Genomic DNA, 24460 nt, shown 5'->3' with positions numbered 1-24460 from the left:
TTCATGGTTTCTATATCTCTGCTTGCGAAATGTCTAGGGCAGTTGTATACGTCTGATCTAGCAGGCGTCGACCTCGAAGAAGGCCGCGCCCTGGGAACCATCCACAGTTGTCCAATGGGAGAAAAGCATGCTCAAATCATCGATATCGCGCCGTATGGTCGTGAAGGCGGCTGCCTGCATCGCGCTCGCCGCGACGTCATTGACGTCGTTGTCCGCTCACGCGGAAACCACCCTCGAACGGGCCAAGAAGGACGGCTACATCCGCGTCGGTTTCGCCAACGAGGCGCCGTTCGGTTACGCCACGCCAGACGGCAAGCTGACCGGCGAGGCCCCTGAAGTCGCCAAGGCGGTGCTCGCCAAGATGGGCATACCGCAGGTCGACGGTGTTTTGACCGAATTCGGCTCGCTCATTCCGGGTCTCAAGGCCGGCCGCTTCGACATCATCGCCGCCGGCATGTTCATCACTCCGAAGCGCTGCGCCGAGATCAACTACTCCGAGCCGTCCTACGGCATCGGCGAGGCTATGCTGGTGGCAAAAGGCAATCCGAAAGGCATCAAGGATTTTTCCAGCATCAAGGACAATCCGGATCTCAAGCTTGCCGTGATGGCCGGCGCCGTCGAAGGCGGCTTCGCCAAGGAAGCGGGCGTTGCCGGCGGGCAGATCGTCTCCTTGCCCGACCAGTCAAGCCTGGTCGCCGCCGTCCAGTCGGGCCGCGCCGATGCAGCCGCGCTGACCGCTCTTTCGATCGCCGACATGGCCAAGAAAGCCGACGGCGTCGAATCGACCAAGCCCTTCGGCGAGGTCGCCGGCAAATCGGTAAAAGGTCATGGCGGCTTCGGCTTCCGCAAGGAAGACACCGACCTGCAGGAGGCTTTCAACGCCGAGCTGAAGAAGTTCCTCGGTTCGCCGGAGCATATCGCGCTGGTCGAGCCACTCGGCTTCGGCAAGGATTATCTCCCCAACAAGACCACCGCAGAGCTCTGCGCTGGCAAATAGGTTCCCAACTGCTGGCGGCGCGAAAGCGCCGCCCTTTTTCCTTGGGGGAATCGCATGGGTATCCGTACGCTCGTTGCCATGCTGGTCATCGCGCTTGTCGTGATCGGTGCCTTGGCAACACAGGAATCATATCAAGTGTTTATGCCGGGGCTGCTGCAAGGCGCGGTCCTGACAATCGAGATCGCCGTCCTCGGCAGCCTGCTGGCAATTGTCATGGGCGTGCTTGCGGCACTTGCAAGGATGTACGGCCCGACGCCGCTCAGATGGCTGGCCACGGTTTACGTCGAGATCTTCCGCGGAACGTCGGCACTGGTGCAATTGTTCTGGCTGTTTTTCGTGCTCCCGCAATTCGGCGTCACGATCAACGCGTTCGTGGTGGCGGTGCTCGCGCTCGGCCTGAATGTCGGCGCCTATGGATCGGAGTGCGTGCGCGGCGCGATCCTGTCCGTCGCCCGCGGGCAGTGGGAAGCGTGTACGGCATTGAACATGAGCCGCCCGCAGATGTTGCGTCGGATCATCCTGCCGCAGGCCTTTGTCGCGATGATCCCACCCTGGGGCAATCTGTTCATCGAGCTTCTGAAATCGACGGCGCTGGTCTCGCTGATCACGCTTTCGGATCTCGCCTTCAAGGCGCAGCAAATGAACCAGAACACGTTCAAGACCATTCCGATCTTCACCCTCGTTCTTTTGATGTACCTGGCAATGTCGCTGGTTGTGACCATCGGCATGCGGCTTCTTGAAAGGCGGGCGTCGCTCGGACTGGCGCGGGGGAAGGCGGCATGATCTGGGATTGGGGATTTGCCCTGGAAATCCTGCCGGTGCTTGCCCGCGCCGCCGTCATTTCCATCGAGGCGACGCTGATCGGCTTTGCACTTGCCGCCTCGCTCGGTCTGGTGCTGGCGGTCGTCCGCATCGCCGTGCCATGGACCAGCTGGACGATTTCGGTGCTGGTCGAGCTGATCCGCTCGACCCCGCTGCTTATCCAGATATTCTTTCTCTATTTCGTCTTTCCGAAATTCGGTGTCGTGCTCGACGCTTTCACCGCCGGGGTGCTGGCCATCGGCATCCACTACGCCGCCTATTGCTCCGAGGTCTATCGCGCCGGTTTCGACAACATCCATCGCGGCCAGTGGGAAGCTTCGATCGCGCTCAATCTCTCGTCCTGGACGACGTTCCGCGACATCATCATTCCGCAGGCGATCCCGCCGATCGTTCCGGCGCTCGGCAATTATCTGGTGGCCTTGTTCAAGGAAACGCCGTTGCTTTCCGCAATCGCCGTGATGGAACTGATGCAGACCGCCAAGATCATCGGCTCCGAAACGTTCCGCTACACCGAGCCGATCACGCTGGTCGGCCTGTTTTTCCTTGCCATGAGCCTGGTTTCGGCGGCGCTCATCCGCTCCCTCGAAGGGCTGCTCAACCGGAGGACCACCCGATGACTGAACAACCGATGGTCCGCTTCGACAATGTATCGAAACGCTACGGCACGTTAACCGTTCTCGACGGGCTCAATCTCGAAATAGCGCGCGGCGAAAAAGTCTCGGTCATCGGTCCGTCGGGTTCGGGCAAGACGACGGTGCTGCGCATGCTGATGACGCTGGAGACGATCAATGACGGCGTCATCTGGGTCGAAGGCGAGCCGCTGACCCATATGGAGAGGAACGGCAAGCTTGTTCCCGCCGATCTCGCCCACATCCGCAAGATCCGCGCCAAGATCGGCATGGTGTTCCAGTCGTTCAACCTGTTTCCGCATATGACGGCGATGCAGAACTGCATAGAGGCGCCGATAACGGTGCTCGGAATGAAGCGGGCGGACGCCGAGGCAAGAGCGGCCGAGCTGCTGGAGCTGGTCGGTCTGGCCCAGAAGAAGGACCACTATCCATCACAGCTTTCCGGCGGCCAGCAGCAGCGCGTCGCCATCGCCAGGGCGCTGGCCATGCGGCCCAAGATCATGCTGTTCGACGAGGTGACGTCGGCGCTCGACCCGGAGCTTGTCGGCGAAGTGCTGCAGGTGATAAGGCAAATCGGGCGCGAGCATGATCTCACCATGCTGATGGTCACCCATCAGATGGGCTTCGCCAAGGAGTTTTCCGACCGCGTTTGTTTCTTCTATCAAGGCAAGATCTGCGAGCAGGGACCGCCAAGCGAACTGTTTGGTGCTCCCAAGAACGAGCGGACACGGCAATTCCTGCACGCTGTCCTGGAGGCTGGGTGACGATCGAGACAGAGGCCAAGCCGCCCACGACGGTGACCGCCGCGCCGCCGCGCCCGCTCTCCGCGCGAGAGCGGTTCGAGCGCATCTACCGGATATTGCGCGACCGCATCTGCCTGCTCGATTATGCGCCGGGAAGCCACCTGTCCGAGGAAGAACTTGCCCAGGAATTCGAGATCAGCCGCACGCCGGTCCGGCGCGTGCTGGCGCGCCTTGAATCCGAGGGTCTGGTTCAATCCGTCCACGGCGTCGGCACGATCGTCACCGACGTCGACATCGAGGAATTGCAGCAGGTCTATCATCTGCGCCTGGAGCTGGCGCTCCTCGTCGGCAAGCTTTCGCCGATCCCGCGCACGGCGGACGACCTCGACCGGATACGGGCGCTCATCGCGCGCTGCGATTCCGATATACTCAATCCCGACCAGCGCGCTTTCCTGCGCCTCAACATGGATTTTTTCTACGAGCTCACGGCGATGACCGGCAACCAGCCACTGCGCGAGATCAGCGAGCGCCTGTATTTTCAGGTCGCGCGCGTCGTCCTGAAGCTGATGCCGCAATTGGGCCTTGTCGAGGAATTCACCGCGTTCCGCCGCGAAATGGAAGAGGTCCTTGCCGCCGCTGAGATCGGCGACTGGGAGTCCATCGGGCACATAAGGCGGGCGCATATCTCAATGAGCTTCCGCCGCATGATGCGTCACGCAGGCGAGGCGAATCTGGATAGAGCTACATAATCAGCGCTTAAGATTGTGCCGGTGGCCTGCCGTCGAACTTGCCTAGTTGCCAGGGAAAGCATGCCGCCCGCCCGGTGCCGACAGAATTTGCCAGCACCGGCGAGACTGCAGGCCCGCGCCGCCCTTAAAGAGGATTCTCACTCGGTATGTTGGCGGGGTTCCAGACGACCTCCCACAGGTGTCCGTTCGGGTCGCGGAAATATCCGGCGTACCCACCAAAGAATGTGTCCCGGGCAGGCTTGATGATCTCGGCTCCGGCGCGGGCGGCCTCATCCATCACTTGATCGACTTCTTCGCGGCGCACAACGTTGTGTCCGATCGTGAACGAGGTCGAGCTGATCGGCGCCTTGGGGAGGCCGGTGTCGTAGGCGAGGTCGTCCTGCGCCCAGATCGCGAGCTTCAACCCGCCGGACAGCGTGAAGAACGCGACGGCGCCATGCTCGAACTCGCGGCCGATGATCCCTTCCGTCGGCAAGCCGAGACCGTCGCGGTAGAATGCGAGAGAACTCTCGAGGTCGGCGACAGCGATAGTCAAAACCGAAATGCGCGGTTTCATGGCAGTCTCCTCTGGTTGTCGGAGACACCAGGATAAAGTCGGGCGACAATGAAGACTTGAACAAAACGGCCAACAGCGCGCCGCCAAGTCGAAGGACGCGCCGAGAGGTTTCACCCGTTCTGCAGCAGCCGATGAATCTGTCGCGGGGTGCTTCCTGTCAGGCGTCGGCTCTCGCGGACAAGATGCGCCTGGTCGGAATAGCCCGCCTCGGCTGCCAGGATGGCCGTAGCGCTGTTCGATTGGCTCGAAAGCCGCAGAAAGCGCTGGTAGCGGAGGATACGGTCGAGCGTCTTGGGGCCATAGCCGAAGCTCTCGTCGAAGCGCCGGCGCAACGTCCTTTCGCTCATCTCGAGCGCGCGCATCAACCAGGGGATGAGAGGCGCGTCGGGTGGCGGCCCGCGCTCAATCAAGCGATATGCCGCCTGCATGGGAACGTCTGTCGCGTGGGAGGCCGCCTCCTCGGCGACGACCTGTTGGAGCGAGCAGGCCAGATCCTCGAGATTGTCACCAGCGCGCACGCGGCTGGCGAGGCGCCGGGCTCGCGCTCCCCATAAATCGTCGAGCGACAGCCTCTGGCCGACAAGCTCGATTTGCGGCACGCCGAGCCATGCCGCCGCCGTGGCAGGATGAAAGCGCAAGCCGATCACGCTCTCGTCTGCCGCGAGAACCACGGTCTGCGGCTCCTTGTCAGGGCCAGCAATTCGGAAGCTGCCTCCGATCCATTGCAGATCGATCGTTGCGTCGGGCATGATGACGATCGGCGGTGAGCCCGCCGGGTCCATTCGATGCACCCACACCGAAGCAAAGCTCCCGCGAAGCCGCGCCGACGCTGGACGTTGCTCAAATGAACCCGTTGCCTGCGCTGGGACGGGATCGCTCATCTCGCTCCTCTTCGGACTACCGGCGGTGAACCTACGACGCAGTGGCTGCGCCCGCCGTCGCTCGAGACAAGAATCTGCACGACCGACAACGTCTGCCAATCGAGAACGGTTGCAAGAATCGGTTGTTTTCTTCCGGCCGGAAGGAAGAGGGCAGGTGAGGGGTGATGCTACGTGCATCGCCATCGGCAGCGCCGTGTGCGGCTCATACGTCGATGGCCGTTTCGTTCAATCCGGCAAGCGAGATGCGTGCTTATCTTTCGGCGTCGTACATCACACGAGAGGTATGCGTCATGAGCAACAACAACGATCAACGGATCGACTACGTCGAATTCAACGTGAAAGACATTCAGCGGTCACGCGACTTCTACGGAAAGGCCTTCGGCTGGACCTTCACCGACTACGGCCCGCAATATTGCGAGTTCAACGACGGGCGCTTGTCAGGTGGCTTTGCCGCTGGCCCAGCGAGGTCCGGAGGAGGCCCGCTCGTCATCCTCTATGCAGATGATTTGCCGGGAACGGTCAAGCGGGTCGAGCAGGCGGGAGGCAAGATCGTCAGGCCGATCTATGGATTCCCGGGCGGCAGGCGCTTCCATTTCGCGGACCCGGATGGTTACGAGCTTGCGGTTTACACCGAGGACGGCAGCAAGGAATGATCGCGTTCTTCCACCACCTCGGATTGGTTTTGCTCGGCTGCGTCTTTATCTGGGCGGGCGCCGAGCATTTCCTCAGGTTCCGGGCGGTTGCAGCGTCCCTGGCCGAGCGGGGCTTTCCTGCTCCCAGGCCTCTTCTCGCGGCCGGATCGGTGCTTGAGATTGCAGGTGGCTTTTGCTTAGCAACGGGCCTTGGTGGACCGTTTCCCGCCGCGACCTTGGCCGCATTCACCATTGCGGCGTCGTTCATGGCGCTCAACTTCTGGCGCTACAGCGGCGATGAACGCGAAGCGCTTCGTACCGGCTTCACCATCAATGTCGCCGTCTTGGGCGGGTTGATTGTCGCCGCGACCACTAGCCTGTGATCATCGTTTCGAGGCGGCGGGCCACTGGACCACGACAGTGCCATTCCACGACGCTGCGCTGCTTGGGCATTTCGTTGATGGCTTCCGCAAGGCCGATCTTCCGGCGTGACCTCCTAAACGGCCAGCATTGAACGCGGCGCTCTGTACAAAGCCTACGTCAGGATCGCGACGATGAATCCCATCCCCTGCGATCCTCCTCTAAGGTACGGCGCCTTGGCTGTCACGGGTCACCTTAGGCGCTCACGAATGCCTATGGGGCAATGTGGATGAAGGCAGCGCACCTTGTAAGCGTGCAAGTTCACATTTTAGCGGCGCGAGAAGGCGGCCTCATCCGTGTTCTGATGTCGTTGCCTCCTCGGCAGCGTTCGTGCGACCTATTCCTCAAAGCGACCCGTGGCGTCACGATCGCGCTCGTATCGTCTGGTGAGCGGAAACGGCGGCAACCAGGCCTCGCGACGGATGATCCAGCTTTCGTAGGTTGGCATCAGCTGGTCAGGCGCATCCAGCGACCCCAGGTTTACTTCGATTTCGTCTGCGGTGCGTCCGAAAATGGAGGAGCCGCAGCGGGGACAGAAAAACCGCCCGGCATAGTCGCGTGTTTCGCCGTCGATCGTCACCGCATCCTCAGGAAAAATCGCGGAAGCGTGAAAAAGGGCGCCATGATGCTTGCGGCAGTCAAGACAGTGACAAAGGCCGACCCGGTATGGGCGCCCCGACGCGATAATTCGGACGTTGCCGCACAGGCAACCGCCGGTGAATCGGTCCATGCTGCGTCTCCTCCAAAATCAAGCGGCCGGAATGGTTACAACGACCGGCACTGTTGTTGCAATCGCCGCGCCGCGGGCGGGGACACGTCGTTCTTCCGTGGCGATGACATTGCAGCCGCCTCTCTATGCCTTGCGCGAGCTTGCCGCCGAAAATAGGCTTTGGTTTGTCATATGGAACGAAACGGCGCGTTCCATTGAGCCGCCAACTCGGCGGCCGAGGCGATCTTGACACCGCAGTCGGCGAGTATGCGTGCGACGGTCGCTACCAGCTCGGCGTTGGACGAGGCTATGCTGCCGTCCGGAAGGAAAAGATTGTTTTCGAAGCCGACCCGGACATGGCCGCCAAGCAACGCGGCGGCGGTCACGCACGCCGCTTCGTTGCGGCCGAAGGCGCAGACGCTCCAATGGTCGAAGCGCGGCATGTTCGCCGCAAGGAATGGCAAGAGATCGGCAGGAACGGACGTCTGTCCCGGCGTGTAGCGGCCCAGCACGTAGAGAACCGGTATGCTTGCCCAGGGGATCAGTCCGCGCTGCTGCATGTCCGAAAGCCTGACGGCCTCCTCGGGCGAATAGAGGATGATCTGCGGCGCAACCCCCTCGGTGTGCAGCCAGGCCATGAAGCGCACGAAGGCGAGTTCCGATCCGGCATCAGGAACGATTTCGCGAAGCGCCAGGGAGACAGCTTGCGGCTTTACATCTTGTACGACGGCCATCTGTTGGGCCGGCGAATAGATACCGAGCGCTTCGGAGGTGATCTGGATTACCAAGCGGTCGCCGGCAGCACCGCGGATGGCGGCGATCGCCTGGCGGTAGGCGTCGGCGTCGAGCAGATGATTGTCGCTTCTGTCACGGACATGAACGTGGATCATAGCCGCACCGGCATCGGCGCATTCCGCGGCCGTCCTCGCAAGTTCGGCTGGTGTCAGCGGAATCGCCGGATGGTCGGCCTTGCTGCGACGTCCCCCGTTCGGGGCGACGGCTATGGCGATGCGGTCGAGACCATGGGGCGGCTTCATGGGAACGTTCTGTAAGTGACAAGATGCATATGAATCAGTCTTTGATCACACTGAAACAGACGTTGCAATCGCTGGTCTGGCGAGCTAGCAATATCCATGGACCAGGAAGAGCTTGCTGGACAGATCGTCACTGCCTTCGACGGTATGTCGGCGCAGCTTCGGTCCGCTGCGCGCTATGTCCTTGATAAGCCGTATGATGTCGCGCTGTTGTCTATGCGCGAGCAGGCCAGGCACGCAGGAGTGCAGCCGGCGACGATGACGCGGCTGGCCCAGCATCTCGGCCTTGATGGCTACGAGGCGGTACGCGATATCTACGCCGCCGCGATCCGGGACGGCGAAATCGGTTTCGCCGGCAAGGCGGGCCTTCAGGTGGCCAGCCAAAAGCTCAAGGGCGACCACGCGCTGGCGGCCGATATTCTGGATTCGATTTCCAGCCAGCTTTCCCATCTCGCCGAAGGCAGGTCGATCGACCGTCTGGTCGAGACGGCCAGGGCGCTGAGTGCGGCAAGGCGCGTCTATTGCCTCGGCCTGCGCTCGAGCCACGCAGTCGCCTGGCATCTGCATTACATCCTGTCGCTGATCGGCGAGAAGTCGGTGCTGCTGCACGGCATCGGCGGAACCGATGGCGACGCTCTGGCCCATGCGACCAAGGACGACGTGCTGATCGCCGCCAGCGTCCTGCCCTACACGCGCTTCACCATCGAGCTTGTCGAGTACGCTGCCGGCCGCGGCGTACCGGTCATTGCGATCACCGACAGCGGGGTAGCGCCCTTGGCGCTGCTTGCCGATCACCTAGTCGTCGTGCCGACCGGCAGTCCGTCCTTTTTCCACACCATGACGCCAGCTTTCATCGTTGCTGAGGTCCTCGGTGCTCTTGTCGCAGGGCAGGCAGGCGAGGGCGCTGTTGAGTCGCTGCGACGTTTCGATGAGCAGGGCGCTGCTCTCAAGACCCATCTGAACCAACGTCCGCCGAAGAAAATGCCCATGAGGGACCGTCGATGACACACATTCTTCATCGAACCATCCACTCGACGCTGCCGGTCGCCATTCGCGGCCAAGGCATCGAACTGTTCGATGCCGAGGGCAAGTCCTATATCGACGCGTCGGGCGGCGCGGCCGTGTCCTGTCTCGGCCACGGCCATCCCGACGTGATCGCTGCACTGCACACCCAGCTTGACCGCATCGCCTACGCCCACACCAGCTTCTTCACCACCGAAGCGGCGGAGCGCTTGGCGGATCGGCTGGTCGAGGACGCGCCGAAAGGCTTGGACCACGTCTATCTAGTCAGCGGCGGCTCGGAGGCGGTCGAGGCCGCGCTCAAGATGGCCAGGCAATATTTTGTCGAGAAAGGCGAGCCGCAACGGCGCCATCTCATCGCACGCCGGCAGAGCTATCACGGCAATACGCTCGGCGCTCTTGCCACCGGCGGCAACGAATGGCGGCGCGCCCAGTTCAGGCCGTTGCTGATCGAGACCCACCATATCGACCCCTGTTACGCCTATCGCTATCAAAAGCATGGCGAAAGCGACGAAGCCTATGCGGCGCGCGCCGCCCAGCAGCTCGAAGACAAGATCCTAGAACTCGGCCCGGACGAGGTCATCGCCTTTGTCGCCGAGCCGGTGGTGGGTGCCACGCTCGGCGCGGTGCCGCCGGTCGCGGACTACTTCAAGCACATTCGCGCGATTTGCGACCGCTACGGCGTGCTGCTCATTCTCGACGAGGTGATGTGCGGCATGGGCCGTACCGGCACGCTGCATGCGTGCGAGCAGGACGGCATCGCTCCCGACCTGCTGACCATCGCCAAGGGGCTCGGCGGTGGCTACCAGCCGATTGGCGCGGTGCTGCTCGGCCGGCATATCTTCGATGCCTTTGCCCAAGGCTCGGGCTTCTTCCAGCATGGGCATACCTATATGGGCCATCCAATGGCAGCGGCGGCCGGCCTTGCCGTGCAGGAGGTCATCCGGCGTGACGGTCTGCTCGACAACGTCAGCGCAATGGGCGCGCAGCTGGACGAACGCCTGCACCAACGCTTCGATAACCACCATCACGTCGGCGACATTCGCGGGCGGGGTCTATTTAGGGGAATCGAGCTGGTGGTTGATCGCGCCAGCAAGGAACCATTCGACCAGAGGCTTGAACTCAACGCCCGCATCAAGCGCGAAGCAATGGCCCGCGGCCTGATGATTTATCCGATGGCCGGGACGATTGATGGTGTGCGGGGCGTTCATGTGCTTGTGGCGCCGCCATTCATCATTTCCAAACAGGATATCGATCGGATCGTCAAACGGCTCGGTGAGGCGATCGACGCTGCGATCGCTTCAGCGGCCTGACCCGCACGACGCGGACCGCCTCAACCAGTTCCAACGCGTCATCGGCGACGGGCCGGGACACCCCACCAGAGAGGTAGCAACCATGTACAGTTCAATGAAAACCCTGATCGGCGCGGCGGCCTGCATGCTGCTGGCGCTGCCATCCGTCGGAGCCGAGCAGCGCTTCGTCACGGTCGGCACCGGCGGGGTCACCGGCGTCTACTACGCCGTCGGCGGCGCCATTTGCCGACTGATGAACAAGGACCGGCAGAAAACCGGCATCCGATGCTCGACGGAGTCGACCGGCGGTTCGGTCTTCAACGTCAACTCCATCCAGACCGGCGACCTCGATTTCGGCTTGACCCAATCGGACGTCCAGTACCAGGCCTATGAGGGGACCGGAAATTTCGACGGCAAGCCGTTCAAGGATCTGCGGGCCGTGTTCTCCGTCCATCCCGAGCCGTTTACCGTGCTAGCGCGGCCGGACGCCGGCGTCACCAAATTCGAGGATTTCAAAGGCAAACGCTTCAACGTCGGCAATCCCGGGTCAGGCACCCGCTCGTCCATGGAGGAGTTGCTCAAGCAGATGGGCTGGACGCTCGGCGATTTCTCGCTTGCCGCGGAGCTGAAGGCGGACGAGCAGGGCAGCGCGCTGTGCGACAACAAGATCGACGGTTTCTTCTACGGCGTCGGTCATCCTTCCGCCGCGATCCAGGATCCGACCACGGCCTGTGGCGCCAAACTCATCCCGCTGACCGGTCCGGCAGTGGACGCGCTGTTGGCAGCTCATCCGTACTATTCAGTCGCCACCATCAAGGGCGGCATGTACGCCAACAATCCGGACGACGTGACGACATTCGGCGTCCGCGCGACAGTGGTGACGAATGCCAGCACGCCCGATGAGGTGGTCTACGAACTGGTGAAGTCGGTCTTCGAAAATTTCGACGACTTCAAGAAACTGCATCCGGCTTTCGCCAATCTCGATCCCAAGGAGATGATCAAGACCGGTCTGTCGGCGCCAATGCATCCGGGCGCGGAGCGCTATTATAAGGAGAAGGGCTGGCTCTGAGGCCTTCAATGCGAGGCGCCACAGGCGCCTCGCATCGCAAATAATTGTGGGGAACGATGACAGATCAAAGCCAGCGGGCGGCAGGGCCTGACCAACCCGTTATCGACATTGACAAGCTTAGCGAGATCGTCGCCGAGGCCGACACCGGTGGGCGCAAGCCGACCGGCCGCACCGCGAAGCTGATCCTCGGCGTATCGCTGGCATGGTCGCTGTTCCAGCTCTGGTATGCCTCGCCCCTTCCGTTCATGCTCAATTTTGGTGTCGTCAGCGACGGCATCGCCCGCTCCATCCATCTGGCCTTCGCCCTGTTTCTGGCGATGCTGACATTTCCGGCCTTCAAGACCTCGTCGCGCAGCCGGGTGCCGCTGCCCGACTGGGTGCTAGGCATCGCCGGGGCGGCGTCCGCCCTCTATCTGTTGGTCTTTTACAGCGATATCGCCCATCGGCCGGGCCTTCCTACTACGGCTGACCTGGTCGTCTCGATCGCCGGCGTCCTCATCCTGCTCGAGGCCGCCCGTCGCGCCGTCGGGCCTGCCATCACCGTCATCGCGGCGATCATGCTGACCTATATCTTCGCCGGGCCTCACCTTCCTGGCCTGCTCGGCCACAAGGGCGCGACGTTATCGCGCGCAGCCTCGCAGATGTGGCTGACGTCGGAGGGGGTCTTCGGTGTTGCCCTCGGTGTGTCCACCAACGTCGTCTTCATGTTCGTTCTGTTCGGAACATTGCTGGAGCGCGCCGGCGCCGGCGGCTTTTTCATCCAGCTTGCCTTCTCGCTGCTCGGCAAATACCGCGGCGGTCCGGCCAAGGCCGGTGTCGTGGCTTCCGGCCTGACCGGCATGATTTCCGGGTCGTCGATCGCCAATGTCGTGACCACCGGAACCTTCACCATCCCGCTGATGCGTCGCGTCGGATATTCTGCGGTGAAGGCGGGCGCCATCGAATGCGCGGCCGGCGTCAATGGTCAGCTGATGCCTCCGGTGATGGGCGCCGCCGCGTTCTTGATCGCGGAATATGTCGGCATCTCCTATGCCGAGGTGGTCAAGCACGCCTTCTACCCGGCGCTGCTGACCTACGGCTCGTTGTTCTACATCGTCGATATCGAGGCGATGAAGATGGGGCTGAAGGGTCTGCCGTCGCGCAGCGCCCATTCGGCCTATCAGGGTGCGCTGCGCGGGCTGATGGGCGTATGCGGCTTCATCGTCCTCGCAGGGCTTGTCTATTACGGCATTGGCTGGACGAAGATCGTTTTCGGCGCGGCCGCGACCTGGATGATCACTGCCGCGCTGATCGCCGTTTACATCGGCCTTGTCGCCTACCGGGCGCGTTATCCCGACCTGCCGCTGGAGGATCTGGAGGGCGAGATCGTCAGGATTCCCCACTTCGGCGAGACGGCGCGCACCGGCCTGCATTTTCTGCTGCCTGTGATCCTGCTGATCTGGTGCCTGATGGTGGAGGAGTTGTCGCCCGGCCTGTCGGCATTCTGGGGCGCTGTCGCCCTTATGGCGCTGATCGTCACGCAGCGGCCGCTCACCGCCTTTTTCCGCAAGGACCGCGCGCTGGCGCAGCATTGGCTTCACGGTTTCGACGATCTGGTCGGTGGCCTGTCCGCCGCCGCACGCAACATGACGACGGTCGGCATTGCCACTGCGACGGCCGGCATCATCGTCGGCACGGTTCTGCTCACGGGCATCGGGCTGGTAATGACCGAGCTGGTCGAATTCATCTCGGGCGGCAGCTTCATCGTCATGCTTTTGTTCACCGCGGTGATCTGCATCATTCTCGGCATGGGCATGCCGACCACTGCGAGCTATGTCGTCGTCGCCACCTTGATGGCGCCGGTCATCGTCGATTTGGCGGCGCAGAACGATCTTGCCGTGCCGCTGGTCGCCGTCCACATGTTCGTTTTCTATTTCGGGCTGATGGCGGACGTGACGCCGCCAGTGGGGCTGGCGGCTTATGCTGCTGCGGCAATTTCAGGCGCCGATCCGGTGAAGACCGGCATTCAGGGCTTCAAGTACGAGATCCGTACCGGCCTCTTGCCATTCATCTTCATCTTCAACACCGGACTGCTGATGATCGATCTCGAAGGGCCGTTCGACTTCGTCGCGATGGTGGTCACATCGACGCTCGCCATGGTCTCGTTTGTAGCAGCGACGCAGAATTGGATGCTCGTGCGCAACCGCTGGTACGAGACGATTGCGTTGCTTGTGGCCTGTTTCATCTTGTTCAGACCGGGATTGTTGCTCGATCAGGTGAGCGAACCTTATCGGGCAGTGCCTGCCTCCGAACTCAGCCGTATCGTCGACGAGACAGCCGAAGGCGGAGCGGTTCGCCTGCGCCTGACGACACTGAACCTCAACGGCGATGAGATATCGAAGCTGGTTCGGCTACAACTCGGGCCCGCAAATTCATCGGCCGAACGCCTGAAGGCTGCGGGCCTGGACGTCAGTGCGCTTGGCGATAGCGTGACAGTCGGCGTCGTGCGACTGGGCAGCCAGGCGGCCAAATTCGGCCTGCAGCCCGGCGACGAAATCAACCAGGTGCTAGTCCCTGCGGAACGGACGTCGCGCTATTGGTTCGCCATTCCGGCTCTGCTGTTGCTCGGTCTCGTCGTCTGGGGCCAGAAGCGGCGAAGGCGGGCGGTTGGTCTGTAAACGTCTTGTGAGCGGAAGCGTCTTGGCCAGCATGTCGGTAACCAAAGAACCAAACGACGCCCTGGAGCCGGCTAACGCGGAAATGCGCATGACGACGCGCGACCGCCCCTTCGAACCCGTCGACTACGGGCTTTACGCGCTGACGGTCATTGCCTGGAGCGCATCGTGGTTCGCGATCGAACTTCAGGTCGGCAGCGGCGTGTCGAACGAGGTCAATCTGGTCTGGCGCTTCGCCATCGCCACGCTGCTGATGTTTGCCTGGGCGGGTTTTTCCGGTCGGCGGCTCCGCTTTCCGATCGCCGATCATTTGCGCTTTGCTGTGCTTGGCATCCTCATCTTCTCGTCGAACTTCCTGTTTTTCTATTATGGCGCCGGCTATCTCGTCAGCGGCTTGCTCTCGGTCGTCTTTTCGCTCGCCTCGGTCATCAACATGCTGCTCGGTGCCTTGGTCATCGGCGAGCGCCCGGCGCCGCGCATTCTCGCCGGCGGCATCATCGGCTTCGCCGGAATAGCGCTGATGTTCTTTCCCGAAATCGCTGCCAACGGGCTTTCCGGCGGCACGTTGGTGGGCCTTCTCCTGTGCCTCTGCGGCACGCTGAGCTTCTGCGCCGGCAATCTCGTCTCCGTCGCAAACCAGCGCCGCGACCTGCCGCTCGTTTCAACGAGCGCCTGGGGCATGCTTTATGGCACTCTGTGGTCGGCGTTCCTGGCCTTCCTGCTTGGTGAGCCGTTCGTGTTCGCGACGACCGCCCCTTATATCGGCTCGCTGGTCTTCCTCGCCGTCATATCGACGGTCATGGCTTTCGCCGCCTACCTGACGCTGCTCGGACGCATTGGCGGCGCCCGCGCCGGCTATGCGACCGTCATATTTCCCGTCTTTGCGCTTTTGATCTCCACGGCGCTGGAAGGTTATGACTGGACTGCGTACGCGATCATCGGGCTCGTCCTCGTTGCCGCCGGAAACGTCCTGGTCATTCGCGGAGGACGGCGCTGACGCATGCAATACTTCGCAATGCGCCGCCTTCCGCTGCGCGGGCCGCGCCACATAGGTGCACCGGATAGATGGGTCAGGGCGCCTTCTTCTTCTGTCTTTTTTATCCAGCTTGACTCTCTTGGTCGTCAGTTTAGGCTGCGGTCAATGGGTCAGACCAATGTACCAGGGTTGGCCCCGGGAGGGAACTAAACGCGCATGCCGATCCAGTCCGTTGAACCACGCCGGCTTTACCGACAGGTCGCCGATCAGCTCAGGCAGCTGATCGATGCCGGCGAGTTTTCCGTCGGCGACCGCCTGCCGACCGAGCGGGATCTGGCCGACCAGCTCGGAATTTCCCGCCCGACAGTCCGTGAAGCGCTGATAGCGCTGGAGGTCGAAGGCCGCATACGCATCCGCGTCGGCTCGGGTATCTACGTCATCGATCCGCCGAGCGCCGCCGCCTCCGAACCCGAAGTCGAGGAAGGCCCGTTCGAGCTGTTGCGCGCGCGCGAATTCGTCGAAGGCGCGATCGCCGCCGAAGCGGCCCTCCATGTCCGGCCTGCAGATATCGAACGGCTCGACGACGTGCTGCGCCGGATGGAGGCCATGCGTCACCCCAACAAGATGACCATTGCGCTCGACCGGGAATTCCACACCGCTGTCGCCGGCATTCTCGAGAACGCGGTGCTGGTGCGCTTCATCGGCGAGCTTTTCGACCAGCGCATGAACCCGTACTTCGAACGCCTGTCGATCTATTTCGAGACCAGCGATTCCTGGCAGGTCGCGGCAAAGGAACATCGTGCCGTGCGCGATGCAATTGCCGCGCGCGACCCCGAGCGGGCCAAGGCCGCCATGCAGCAGCATCTGCGCCAGTCGCAAATCAGATTCTCACGCAATTTCGATGAGAGAGCCGCAGCCAAGGAGGTTGCGGAATAGCAGTTGGCCGGGGGGAGATCCGGCCGTCAAGTTCAACCAGGGAGGAATTAGATGCTGAGAAAATACGCAGTTCTGCTCGGTGCGATCGCCGCAATTGCCATACCCATGGCGTCGGCCTCGGCGGAAACGGTCCTGAAATGGGCACATGTCTACGAGACGACGGAGCCCTTCCACACCGAATCCGTGTGGGCGGCCGACGAAATCAAGAAGCGCACCCAGGGCCGCTACGCCATCGACGTCTATCCGGCCTCGCAGCTTGGCAAGGAAGCGGACATCAACCAGGGCCTGATGCTCGGCACCGTCGACATCATCATTTCCGGATCGAGCTTCGCGGCGCGCGAATATCCACCGATCGGCGTCACCTATTTCCCATACACTTTCCGCGATGCCGACCATCTGCTGAAATACACCAAAAGCGACGTCTACAAGGCCCTGACCAAGGGCTATGAGGACAAGACCGGCAATCATATCGCCGCCACCACCTATTACGGGACGCGGCAGACCACCTCGAACCGTCCGATCGCCAAGTGCTCCGACATGCAGGGCTTGAAGATGCGCGTTCCCGACGTGCCGGCCTATCTGGCCATGCCGCGTGCCTGCGGCGCCAACACCGCGCCGATTGCCTTCGCCGAGGTCTATCTGGCCCTGCAGAACGGCACGGTGGAGGCCCAGGAGAACCCGCTGACCACCATCGAGGCGAAGAAATTCTACGAGGTGCAGAAGAACATCGTGCTCACTGGCCATATCGTCGATCATCTCAACACCATCATATCGGCGTCGCGCTGGGCCTCGCTTTCCGACGAGGACAAGAAGATCTTCACCGAGGTGATGCAGGAGGCTGCCGCCCGCGCCACGGCAAAGATCGTCGCCCGCGAAAAGGAACTGGTGCAGGTATTCAAGGACCGCGGCATCACCGTAACCGATGTCGACCGTGCCGATTTCGAGAAGAATGTCCTGGAGAAGGTCACCTTCGAGGAGTTCGGCTACAACAAGTCCGATTGGGAAGCGATCCGCGCCATCAAATAGGCTATCCGGAAATCGGATGCTTAATCAAGAGGATAGAGCGGCAATCGGATTTGCTGCTTTGACCTGCCCTTCCGTCCGGCTCCAAATTGCGCCGGACGGCCTTTTCAATCCTTGACGACCCACCAGCTTCGGGAGCCCGCGCCGATGGCCGAGGAACACCACACCGAGATCACCGTCGAAGAGATCGCGCACGCCTTCGAGGAGGTGCCGGTACACGTCGACCTGTCGGACCACGGCGTCGAGGACTGGATTACGCTTGCCGTTTTCTGGGGCATGGTCGTCTGTGTCTTCCTGCAGTTCTTCACCCGCTATGCGCTGAACAACAGCCTTGCCTGGACCGAGGAGATCGCCATCAACGCGCTCGTCGTCGTCGTTTTTCTGGGCGCCGCCATGTGCGTGCGCCTTTCGCGCCATATCCACGTCGACGTGCTTTACCACTATCTGCCGGAGCGTGTCGGCCGCTGGCTGGCGCTCGCCGTCGATATTATCCGCATCGCATTCTTCGCCTACGGATCCTGGCTGATGTGGCGCTACGTCACGATCGTGGCGCATGAGCGCATGGTCACCGTCAACCTGCCGCGGCGCTGGTTCTTCTACGCCGTACTGGCGGGCTTCGTGCTGATGCTTCTGCGCTCGATCCAGGTCTTTATCGGCAATTACCGGCGCGGCTATTCGGTGCTCGAGCGTCCCGGTGCGTTCGAGACAGCGGGGGTCTGAGCGATGCTGCTTCTGGTCGGGGGCTTTCTTGTCCTGATGCTCATCGGCGTGCCGGTCGCCGTTTCGATGGCGGCCGCGTCGATCCTTTACCTCGTCATCTACGGCGTCGCGCCCGATATCATCGCGGCCCAGCGCATGATCGCCGGGGTGGAGAGCTTTCCGCTACTCGCCGTTCCGTTCTTCATCCTGGCCGGCAACCTCATGAACATCGCCGGCGTCACCGGGCGCATCTATTCCTTCGCCCTTGCCCTGGTCGGCTGGATGAAAGGCGGCCTGGCGCAGGTCAACATCATCGGATCGGTGATCTTTTCCGGCATGTCGGGCACCGCGCTCGCCGACGCCGCTGGCATCGGCACCATCGAGATCAAGGCGATGAAGGATCACGGCTATCCTATCGACGCCGCGGTTGGCGTCACCGCCGCTTCCGCCACGCTCGGGCCGATCTTTCCGCCCTCGCTGCCCTTCGTCATCTACGGCATGATGGCCAATGTCTCGATCGGTGCGCTGTTCATGGCCGGCATCCTGCCCGGCGTGGTCATGACCGTGCTGATGATGATTACGGTTGCCATCTTTGCCTACAATCGCGGCTGGGGTTCCGACACGCCTTTCGAGCTTCGGCGGCTCGCCGAAGCGGCGGGCGAGGTGCTGGTGGTGGCTGCCTTTCCGATTGGCTGTTACGTGCTTGTGCAGCTTGGCCTGTCGATCAACATCGCGGTCGGCATCGCGCTGCTGCTGCTGATCGCCGCGGACTGGTATTTCGATTTCTCCGCGGTCATGGCGCTGATGACGCCGGTCATCCTGATCGGCGGCATGACGATGGGCTGGTTCACGCCGACCGAAGCGGCGATGGCGGCTGTGATCTGGTCGCTTTTCCTCGGGCTGGTGCGCTACCGCACAATGACGCTGCGTTTGCTTGCCAAGGCCAGCTTCGACACGATCGAAACGACCGCGTCGGTGCTGTTCATCGTTACCGCCGCATCGATCTTCGCCTGGCTGCTCACCGTCAGCCAGGCGGCACAGCTGTTTTCGAACTTCATTTTCGCGCTCACCGAAAATAAATGGGTCTTCCTGATCCTGGTCAACATCCTGATGCTGGTGGTCGGCTGCTTCCTCGATACGATCGCCGCGATCACGATTCTGGTGCCGATCCTGCTGCCGGTCGCCGCCGTCTACGGCATCAACCCGGTGCATTTCGGCCTGATCATGACGCTCAACCTGATGATCGGGCTTTTGCACCCGCCGCTCGGCATGGTGCTGTTCGTGCTGTCGCGCGTCGCCAAGCTTTCGGTCGAGCGCACCACCATGGCGATCCTGCCGTGGCTGGTGCCGCTTATCGTGGCGCTGCTTCTGATCACCTTCATACCCGCCATCACGCTTTGGCTGCCGACCGAGATGGGCTTGATCCGGTGAGCGGCCAGGTGATTGCCGCAACGCTGTTCGGCCCGCAGGACCTGCGCGTCGTGGAGCGTCCGCTTGAACCGCTGGCACCAGGTATGGTGCGGGTGCGCTTTGGGGCAGGGGGCATCTGCGGCTCCGACCTGCATTATTTCCGCCATGCCCGTACCGGCGACTTCGTCGTCACTTCGCCGCTTGTCCTCGGCCACGAAATCTCAGGCGAAATCGTCGAGATCAACGGCGCCGCGCCCGGCCTTGGCGTCGGCGACCATGTCGCGGTCAATCCATCGCGCTGGTGCGGGCGTTGCGCGCGATGCCTGGAAGGCCGCGCCAATCTCTGCGAAAACATCTACTTCATGGGCTCGGCATCGAAGACACCGCATATGCAGGGCGGCTTCGTCAGTCTGTTCGACGCCACGCCCGCGCAATGTTTCAAGGTTCCACTTGATGTGGCCTACCAGGCGGCGGCACTTGCCGAGCCGCTAGCGGTGAGCCTGCACGCCGCCACGCGGGCGGGCGACATCAGGGGCCGCAATGTCATCCTGTTCGGTGCCGGCCCCATCGGTCTCTTGACCATGCTCGCGGCCAGGCTTGCCGGCTGCGCTGAACTGACCGTCGCCGACATCGCCGCCGCGCCGCTCGCCTTCGCCCGCAGTTTGGGCGCCGACAGGACGATCGACCTTTCCGGCGGCGACGCCGAACTCCAGGCGCTCGCGGCCGGCGGTTCGCTTGATGTGGCGTTCGAGATTTCAGGCACTGCCGCAGGCCTTGCCGCGGCGATCGCCAGCGTCCGGCGCGGCGGCACGGTGGTCCAGGTCGGCAATCTTCCCGGCGGCCAGATCCCGCTGCCTGCCAATGCAGTGATGGCCAAGGAGATCGACCTCAAAGGCACCTTCCGCTTCGGTACGGAGTTCGGCCGGGCGGTCGATCTCATCGTTTCGGGGGAGGTGGATGTCCTCAAGCTGGTGACCGCCGAGCGCACGCTTTCTTCCGCGCCCGACGCCTTCCTTCTTGCCGCCGACCGTTCACAAAGCGTCAAGGTCGTGCTCACTGCGGACTGATCGAGAAACGGCCCAAACGCATTGAGCCGCGCGAGACGTTGGCAGTCAAACTCAATCACTTGTTCTGTGCTGACGTTTCGTGGAACGGGTCGCTCAGATGGAACGCCGGCTCAGGGAAGAGGGAAATCACGCCGTGTGCAGTCCGCCAAAGATAGTCCTGGCTTTGAACTGCAGAACCAAGTTGTTATGGGCGGCTGGAAGCGACTAAGTGCCGTGTCCATTTCGGACAACATGTTCGCATCTGTCTGCTTGCAGTTGTCTGGGCTGTCGTTACAGACGAGGATAGCGCCCGCGGCACGTTTCGACTGCTGGCCGGTCATCGTGCCGAACGCCGTTGAGAATTGCATTGCGCGTGCGACCGCGCTTTTCCACAAATATATCGGCTCAATCGCGATTGCATGTGTGTCGTTTACACAGTCGGCTATGGTTTTGTCGCTCAGCCGCATCTGCGTCACCATTCCAGCACAGAATTGCGACTGTAGTTCCGCTTGCTCATCTCCGATTGCGAGCCCTGCAATCTCTGACCTTGCGCGGTCGGAAAGTGACACGATGTAAGGGGGCCGCGGGCCGTACCGGTCAACATAAGAAAATTCACAGGTATTCATACCCGTAGCTGAATCGTGTTCTTGAGAACCAGTAAGCTTTCCGAAAGTGATGATCGACTGTCCGGCGTCCAAGGTTGGAAAAAACTTCCTCTGGGATTGAATGTCATAGAAGTCGAAATAATAATCCATGCCGGCGCCGTCGGAGGTCTGCAATGCGCAGCGAAAATTCGATCTGATCGAGGCGGTAGAATAGCCGGTATTCTTTCCGCCGACGCGGATCAAAGAGATGTATTGCGTCACCCTGTCCGTTTGGTCGCTCACTCCGCGATCGTCTAGACCTACATTGACAATGTCGGGATTAAATAGCTCGGCCGTCACATAGGCTCTGTCTTGGTCGAACCAACTCAGCATGGCAGCGACCGTCGGGGTGAAGAATGCAGTTAATAGCGCAGCCACTGCCGCAGGAAACCCGATCCAGTCGCGTACGAGTTTTGCACCAAGTGTCACCTTTTGCCATCTGGTTGCCCCTCTACCGAGATCTGCCAGGCAGTGAGGGCATCGAATGGCTTTTAAGGAGATCGGCTCGTCACATTTCGGACATTGCCTCCCAGAGCCGGGGAATACAGATCTCGGGTCGGCCGTTGCCGTTGCCTTCTCTGTGCCGTCTTCCATGCTTGCCTCCAAATAATCGAGACTTACAGTCGTGCCTTCATGGTTTGATTGGCACGACGTCGCTGATCTGGACGTAAGGGGGTGGCTGGTCTCCCTTATTAAGTTTCGAGCGCGACGAGCCTGATGAGGTAAGCACCAGTTCAGCTGGACGTTTGCTCAGCAGCAGCTCGCGCAATTGGCTGCCGGAGTGTCGTTTGCTGCTGTCGGCAAGTGCCTTCGCTTGAATCAACGAAGCCAGACCTGCAATCAGCGCCGATGCGGCCGAGGTTCCGCCGAAGCGGGTATAGAGAAGCCCGGTCGGCAGGGGTGTTGTTTCGTCGATGACGTCCGCATCGCCGGCCAGGCGGGCAGGTACGTCAATCGCCAGAACACTGAAGGGTGAATATTCGGCTCCGGCCTTCGCACGTGCTGGCCCAACCGACCTGGCAATTGCGCTGCCCATCTCAGCGGCGAGGTCAATTCGTACGACATGGTCGGTGATCATAGCCTCGTCGTCACTCGGGCCGTAGATCGTAACGCCTGAAGCGTAGGTGCCGCTCGAGTAGGCGGAACGCCACCCCAGCTGATTGCCCGCGCCAACAACGATCAGAGATGTCGCTCCGAAGGGTGCCTCCGTCGCAGTCGCCAATGCCGCGGGATAGGCCGGTTCGGCCATTCCGTCATTCCCGGCCGCGAGAATGACCGGACGATCCGCTGCGATCGCTGCCAGGAGATGCTCAAAGATCTTCTTGTCGGTGGCCAACGCCTCGTCGTCGTCGAACCGCGTCATGCGAACACCCGTCCCAGACGCGTTCTTCCCTCTGGCCAACCTGCCGAGATCGTTCACCGATCGCGGCAGCAGAATGACATCGGCGCGACAGGCGACCGCGTGCAGAAGCGCGGTGACAAGTGGAGCGATTTCATGGCTGTAGGGGGTGGCGACCGGAATAATCGTCGCAAACGGATTCACGCCAAAGTACGGCAAAACGGCGCCATCGAGCGCAGGCGCCGACCCCGCCGGCGGCTCCTTCAGTGTCCGGCCTGCTATAAGACCGGCGCAAGAGGTGCCGTGTCCGGCAAAACGCTCTGCCGGATCGGCAGCGTTGACAAGCCGGGGCTCCCCTTCGGACATCGCTTTGATGCGCCGGGCAATATCGTCGCGAACGGCGTCGTCGGCGATCATTTTCAATATTGGAGCCATCGTCGCTTCAAGGTTCTGCCAGCCATCCCGGGCGGCGCGCCGGTCCTCCTCGCGATAGACTACTCCGTCGGTCGACACCGCCACGTCCAGCCGGGCTTCGATGCAGCTAGCTGGCAGATTTGGATGCCTCGATGTGCAGCCGCTGTCGATAATGGCGACCCGGCTCTCAGGCAGGCCCTTTGACCAGATTGGCGGCACAACGCCTGGTCTTTGCGCGTCGAGCAAGCCAATGCTGGCAAGATGCCAGAGATAGAAAAGAGGGGACTCGGTCCGCTCCTGTCCTGGTGCAGTGTCCGGTTCCATAGCTCCCCTCCCTCAGTGCCATTCCAGGAGAGCTTGACGCATCTCGCGGCTGCACAAATTGATGAAAAACGGTGCGAACTGCCTGGCCAGAGCCTGGCCGGCCTCCGTATCCGAACGGTAATGTAGCCCCGCGTGCTCACGGTTTTCGGCGACGCGCTCGGCAACGAAGAACAGTTCGGTTGTGCCGGGATGTTCCGGTATCAGGCGCGTGAGAACCTCGGCGATGCAGAACATTTGAAACGAATGGTTGCTTGGAAATGCCGCATGAGGCGGAACGGGGATGAATGGCCTCAACCGGGAGTCCACCTGGTTCGGTCGCTGGCGATTGAAGACGGCCTTGTAAAAGTAGCCAACGCGCTCGGCGACCTGCAGGATCAGTTCGATCATCCTCTCAGTACTGTCGAAGCCGCCGCTTTCGATGCCGAGAGGGGCAAAGATGTCCGACAGATTGGATGTGTCGGCCTGCGACAGGATCTCTTCCTGCCTGGCGCGATCGTTGACAAGGCTCAGTTGGTGAACGTGAAGCGCTGCAATTTCGGCGGCAGCTTCCGACGGACCCGGCGGCGGTTTTATCTGCAGGGCCTCGAAAGGGTAAGTCCCGTCCAACATCCCCGCAGCGTAAAGCCGCCTCACGACGTCCCAGGACGCGAGAACCTCGCCGACTGCGCCGCCGCCGCGCTCCACCTGCGCAGTTGATCTTGAACGTGATCGCGATCGCGATCTTGACCGCGAGCGGGACCGTGAGCGCGAAAGGACTTCGAAGCTGCTGCGGGAACGCGATAGGGATCCCGCAAAGGCCGCAGCGAACTTGTTCGCATTGGGCAGATCTTTAAAAAATTCCGTGAAGAGAGCGTTGTCTGTTTGAAGAAAGCCGATTTCGCCGCGTCTTGTCAGGACGATATTCGAACTGATCCTAAAATCCAGTTGGTCAACAGGTTGAAGTCCCATCTCTTTGTCCCCCATTTGCCCGGCAGCCTTCTTCGAAAAGGCTGCCCCGTGTTATAATTTCTGCAAGCGGTCGTCATGCCGGCTTCTGGAACATCGCCTTCAGTTGGTTGGCCGCGTATGGAAGAAAGAGCGATGCGCCGTAGAAAAGAAAATTCCCGACACTGGTGACGATTCCAGAAACCTGATCGGGCCGCACGATCGCAAAGTAGAGGACGACGTTGCTCGCGCCCCAGAATAGCGTAACCATCAAAGATGCCCCAAGCATGCCGGCTACACGACTGTAGCTCTCGACAGGAGCTACGCCGTTGTCGTCCTGGATATTCTTCTCCAACATAATCGATTTGTAGTCAATGCTTGTGAATACGGAGCGCAGAAGAAATATAGTCGCTCCGTTGAAAGCAATCAAAAGTCCCCATACCGGATAATTGTCCATTTTATTTCTCCCACAGAGTGATCACGTTTCGGGTGTGGACGCCACCGCAACCGATGGCGTC

25 protein-coding genes are annotated in these 24460 nt (G+C 61.5%); 17 read left to right on the top strand and 8 right to left on the bottom strand.

Features of this window, described 5'->3' with window-relative positions; translation table 11 throughout:
- Positions 1-127 precede the first annotated feature (127 nt).
- The 5 genes from ehuB to NKI67_RS02985 are packed head-to-tail and all read left to right on the top strand — an operon-like array spanning position 128 to position 3940.
- Complete coding sequence (gene ehuB / locus NKI67_RS03005) at positions 128-997, top strand: ectoine/hydroxyectoine ABC transporter substrate-binding protein EhuB (RefSeq protein WP_023717021.1); 870 nt, start codon at positions 128-130, stop codon at positions 995-997.
- Positions 998-1051: 54 nt separating this feature from the next.
- Positions 1052-1780, top strand: a complete 729-nt coding sequence (gene ehuC, locus NKI67_RS03000; protein ID WP_023674258.1) for an ectoine/hydroxyectoine ABC transporter permease subunit EhuC — start codon at positions 1052-1054, stop codon at positions 1778-1780.
- Positions 1777-2436, top strand: a complete 660-nt coding sequence (ehuD, locus tag NKI67_RS02995) for an ectoine/hydroxyectoine ABC transporter permease subunit EhuD (protein WP_023674259.1) — start codon at positions 1777-1779, stop codon at positions 2434-2436. The genes ehuC and ehuD overlap by 4 nt, the downstream gene beginning before the upstream one ends.
- Positions 2433-3212: an ectoine/hydroxyectoine ABC transporter ATP-binding protein EhuA gene (gene ehuA, locus NKI67_RS02990; RefSeq protein WP_023717024.1), complete on the top strand. Its 780-nt coding sequence runs from the start codon at positions 2433-2435 to the stop codon at positions 3210-3212. Before ehuD ends, ehuA begins: the two co-directional genes overlap by 4 nt.
- A complete protein-coding gene (locus NKI67_RS02985; protein WP_023674261.1) occupies positions 3209-3940 on the top strand; it encodes a GntR family transcriptional regulator in 732 nt (243 codons plus the stop codon). Before ehuA ends, NKI67_RS02985 begins: the two co-directional genes overlap by 4 nt.
- Before the next feature lie 124 nt (positions 3941-4064).
- On the opposite strand, the gene NKI67_RS02980 is transcribed toward NKI67_RS02985, so the two are convergent.
- Both NKI67_RS02980 and NKI67_RS02975 read right to left on the bottom strand, forming a co-directional pair.
- Positions 4065-4496: a VOC family protein gene (locus NKI67_RS02980; protein ID WP_352644437.1), complete on the bottom strand. Its 432-nt coding sequence runs from the start codon at positions 4494-4496 to the stop codon at positions 4065-4067.
- A gap of 110 nt (positions 4497-4606) precedes the next feature.
- Positions 4607-5377 carry an AraC family transcriptional regulator gene (locus tag NKI67_RS02975; protein WP_352644505.1) on the bottom strand — a complete coding sequence of 257 codons (771 nt, stop codon included), beginning with the start codon at positions 5375-5377 and terminating at the stop codon, positions 4607-4609.
- Positions 5378-5667: 290 nt separating this feature from the next.
- On the opposite strand from NKI67_RS02975, the gene NKI67_RS02970 reads away from it, so the two are divergent.
- Together NKI67_RS02970 and NKI67_RS02965 are read left to right on the top strand one after the other, a co-directional pair.
- Positions 5668-6030: a VOC family protein gene (locus tag NKI67_RS02970; protein WP_031211108.1), complete on the top strand. Its 363-nt coding sequence runs from the start codon at positions 5668-5670 to the stop codon at positions 6028-6030.
- On the top strand, positions 6027-6392 hold the full coding sequence (locus NKI67_RS02965) for a DoxX family protein (protein ID WP_023674265.1): 366 nt from the start codon (positions 6027-6029) through the stop codon (positions 6390-6392). The genes NKI67_RS02970 and NKI67_RS02965 overlap by 4 nt, the downstream gene beginning before the upstream one ends.
- Positions 6393-6766: 374 nt before the next feature.
- Here NKI67_RS02965 and NKI67_RS02960 read toward each other — a convergent pair whose 3' ends face one another.
- Both NKI67_RS02960 and NKI67_RS02955 read right to left on the bottom strand, forming a co-directional pair.
- On the bottom strand, positions 6767-7159 hold the full coding sequence (locus NKI67_RS02960; protein WP_031211109.1) for a GFA family protein: 393 nt from the start codon (positions 7157-7159) through the stop codon (positions 6767-6769).
- 167 nt (positions 7160-7326) lie between these two features.
- Entirely contained in the window at positions 7327-8175 is an 849-nt protein-coding gene (locus NKI67_RS02955; RefSeq protein ID WP_023674267.1) for a beta-keto acid cleavage family enzyme, read from the bottom strand.
- Positions 8176-8271: 96 nt separating this feature from the next.
- On the opposite strand from NKI67_RS02955, the gene NKI67_RS02950 reads away from it, so the two are divergent.
- From NKI67_RS02950 to NKI67_RS02905, 10 genes are all read left to right on the top strand, one after another.
- Positions 8272-9177: a MurR/RpiR family transcriptional regulator gene (locus NKI67_RS02950; RefSeq protein ID WP_023674268.1), complete on the top strand. Its 906-nt coding sequence runs from the start codon at positions 8272-8274 to the stop codon at positions 9175-9177.
- Positions 9174-10505 carry an aspartate aminotransferase family protein gene (locus NKI67_RS02945; protein ID WP_023674269.1) on the top strand — a complete coding sequence of 444 codons (1332 nt, stop codon included), beginning with the start codon at positions 9174-9176 and terminating at the stop codon, positions 10503-10505. Before NKI67_RS02950 ends, NKI67_RS02945 begins: the two co-directional genes overlap by 4 nt.
- Positions 10506-10599: 94 nt before the next feature.
- On the top strand, positions 10600-11553 hold the full coding sequence (locus tag NKI67_RS02940; protein ID WP_023674270.1) for a TAXI family TRAP transporter solute-binding subunit: 954 nt from the start codon (positions 10600-10602) through the stop codon (positions 11551-11553).
- Between the two features lie 56 nt (positions 11554-11609).
- Entirely contained in the window at positions 11610-14210 is a 2601-nt protein-coding gene (locus NKI67_RS02935) for a TRAP transporter permease (RefSeq protein ID WP_023674271.1), read from the top strand.
- A gap of 88 nt (positions 14211-14298) precedes the next feature.
- On the top strand, positions 14299-15204 hold the full coding sequence (locus NKI67_RS02930; protein ID WP_023674272.1) for a DMT family transporter: 906 nt from the start codon (positions 14299-14301) through the stop codon (positions 15202-15204).
- 195 nt (positions 15205-15399) lie between these two features.
- Positions 15400-16119, top strand: coding sequence for a FadR/GntR family transcriptional regulator (locus NKI67_RS02925; RefSeq protein WP_023674273.1), 720 nt, complete (start codon positions 15400-15402; stop codon positions 16117-16119).
- 51 nt (positions 16120-16170) lie between these two features.
- Positions 16171-17145, top strand: a complete 975-nt coding sequence (locus tag NKI67_RS02920; protein ID WP_023674274.1) for a sialic acid TRAP transporter substrate-binding protein SiaP — start codon at positions 16171-16173, stop codon at positions 17143-17145.
- Positions 17146-17289: 144 nt separating this feature from the next.
- Positions 17290-17862 carry a TRAP transporter small permease gene (locus NKI67_RS02915; RefSeq protein WP_023674275.1) on the top strand — a complete coding sequence of 191 codons (573 nt, stop codon included), beginning with the start codon at positions 17290-17292 and terminating at the stop codon, positions 17860-17862.
- Positions 17863-17865: 3 nt separating this feature from the next.
- A complete protein-coding gene (locus NKI67_RS02910) occupies positions 17866-19272 on the top strand; it encodes a TRAP transporter large permease (RefSeq protein WP_023674276.1) in 1407 nt (468 codons plus the stop codon).
- Positions 19269-20318: an L-idonate 5-dehydrogenase gene (locus NKI67_RS02905; protein WP_352644434.1), complete on the top strand. Its 1050-nt coding sequence runs from the start codon at positions 19269-19271 to the stop codon at positions 20316-20318. Before NKI67_RS02910 ends, NKI67_RS02905 begins: the two co-directional genes overlap by 4 nt.
- Positions 20319-20428: 110 nt before the next feature.
- Here NKI67_RS02905 and NKI67_RS02900 read toward each other — a convergent pair whose 3' ends face one another.
- The 4 genes from NKI67_RS02900 to NKI67_RS02885 form a co-directional block, all read right to left on the bottom strand.
- Positions 20429-21535 (bottom strand): hypothetical protein, encoded by a 1107-nt coding sequence (locus tag NKI67_RS02900; RefSeq protein WP_156937508.1) that lies wholly within the window; start codon positions 21533-21535, stop codon positions 20429-20431.
- Positions 21536-21572: 37 nt separating this feature from the next.
- Positions 21573-23018, bottom strand: a complete 1446-nt coding sequence (locus NKI67_RS02895; protein ID WP_023680788.1) for a S8 family serine peptidase — start codon at positions 23016-23018, stop codon at positions 21573-21575.
- A 12-nt stretch (positions 23019-23030) separates the two neighbouring features.
- Positions 23031-23966, bottom strand: a complete 936-nt coding sequence (locus tag NKI67_RS02890; RefSeq protein ID WP_198023675.1) for a phosphatase PAP2 family protein — start codon at positions 23964-23966, stop codon at positions 23031-23033.
- Between the two features lie 73 nt (positions 23967-24039).
- Positions 24040-24399 carry a hypothetical protein gene (locus tag NKI67_RS02885; protein ID WP_031213365.1) on the bottom strand — a complete coding sequence of 120 codons (360 nt, stop codon included), beginning with the start codon at positions 24397-24399 and terminating at the stop codon, positions 24040-24042.
- Positions 24400-24460: the final 61 nt, after the last annotated feature.

The sequence above is a fragment of the Mesorhizobium sp. M0408 genome, assembly GCF_040321495.1.
Classification (GTDB): domain Bacteria; phylum Pseudomonadota; class Alphaproteobacteria; order Rhizobiales; family Rhizobiaceae; genus Mesorhizobium.
The sequence above is the reverse complement of the archived record's forward strand: the minus strand, read 5'-3'. Positions and strand labels throughout refer to the sequence as shown.

Bases quoted from the DNA above. Each gene is read 5' to 3' on its own strand.
- ehuD (WP_023674259.1), top strand. From the start codon at position 1,777: ATGATCTGGGATTGGGGATTTGCCCTGGAAATCCTGCCGGTGCTTGCC.
- NKI67_RS02885 (WP_031213365.1), bottom strand. From the start codon at position 24,399: ATGGACAATTATCCGGTATGGGGACTTTTGATTGCTTTCAACGGAGCG.
- NKI67_RS02935 (WP_023674271.1), top strand. From the start codon at position 11,610: ATGACAGATCAAAGCCAGCGGGCGGCAGGGCCTGACCAACCCGTTATC.
- NKI67_RS02945 (WP_023674269.1), top strand. From the start codon at position 9,174: ATGACACACATTCTTCATCGAACCATCCACTCGACGCTGCCGGTCGCC.
- NKI67_RS02930 (WP_023674272.1), top strand. From the start codon at position 14,299: ATGACGACGCGCGACCGCCCCTTCGAACCCGTCGACTACGGGCTTTAC.
- ehuC (WP_023674258.1), top strand. From the start codon at position 1,052: ATGGGTATCCGTACGCTCGTTGCCATGCTGGTCATCGCGCTTGTCGTG.
- NKI67_RS02910 (WP_023674276.1), top strand. From the start codon at position 17,866: ATGCTGCTTCTGGTCGGGGGCTTTCTTGTCCTGATGCTCATCGGCGTG.
- NKI67_RS02915 (WP_023674275.1), top strand. From the start codon at position 17,290: ATGGCCGAGGAACACCACACCGAGATCACCGTCGAAGAGATCGCGCAC.
- NKI67_RS02940 (WP_023674270.1), top strand. From the start codon at position 10,600: ATGAAAACCCTGATCGGCGCGGCGGCCTGCATGCTGCTGGCGCTGCCA.
- NKI67_RS02970 (WP_031211108.1), top strand. From the start codon at position 5,668: ATGAGCAACAACAACGATCAACGGATCGACTACGTCGAATTCAACGTG.
- ehuA (WP_023717024.1), top strand. From the start codon at position 2,433: ATGACTGAACAACCGATGGTCCGCTTCGACAATGTATCGAAACGCTAC.
- NKI67_RS02975 (WP_352644505.1), bottom strand. From the start codon at position 5,377: ATGAGCGATCCCGTCCCAGCGCAGGCAACGGGTTCATTTGAGCAACGT.
- NKI67_RS02925 (WP_023674273.1), top strand. From the start codon at position 15,400: ATGCCGATCCAGTCCGTTGAACCACGCCGGCTTTACCGACAGGTCGCC.
- NKI67_RS02965 (WP_023674265.1), top strand. From the start codon at position 6,027: ATGATCGCGTTCTTCCACCACCTCGGATTGGTTTTGCTCGGCTGCGTC.
- NKI67_RS02950 (WP_023674268.1), top strand. From the start codon at position 8,272: ATGGACCAGGAAGAGCTTGCTGGACAGATCGTCACTGCCTTCGACGGT.
- NKI67_RS02890 (WP_198023675.1), bottom strand. From the start codon at position 23,966: ATGGGACTTCAACCTGTTGACCAACTGGATTTTAGGATCAGTTCGAAT.
- NKI67_RS02920 (WP_023674274.1), top strand. From the start codon at position 16,171: ATGCTGAGAAAATACGCAGTTCTGCTCGGTGCGATCGCCGCAATTGCC.
- NKI67_RS02895 (WP_023680788.1), bottom strand. From the start codon at position 23,018: ATGGAACCGGACACTGCACCAGGACAGGAGCGGACCGAGTCCCCTCTT.
- NKI67_RS02960 (WP_031211109.1), bottom strand. From the start codon at position 7,159: ATGGACCGATTCACCGGCGGTTGCCTGTGCGGCAACGTCCGAATTATC.
- NKI67_RS02980 (WP_352644437.1), bottom strand. From the start codon at position 4,496: ATGAAACCGCGCATTTCGGTTTTGACTATCGCTGTCGCCGACCTCGAG.
- NKI67_RS02900 (WP_156937508.1), bottom strand. From the start codon at position 21,535: ATGGAAGACGGCACAGAGAAGGCAACGGCAACGGCCGACCCGAGATCT.
- NKI67_RS02955 (WP_023674267.1), bottom strand. From the start codon at position 8,175: ATGAAGCCGCCCCATGGTCTCGACCGCATCGCCATAGCCGTCGCCCCG.
- ehuB (WP_023717021.1), top strand. From the start codon at position 128: ATGCTCAAATCATCGATATCGCGCCGTATGGTCGTGAAGGCGGCTGCC.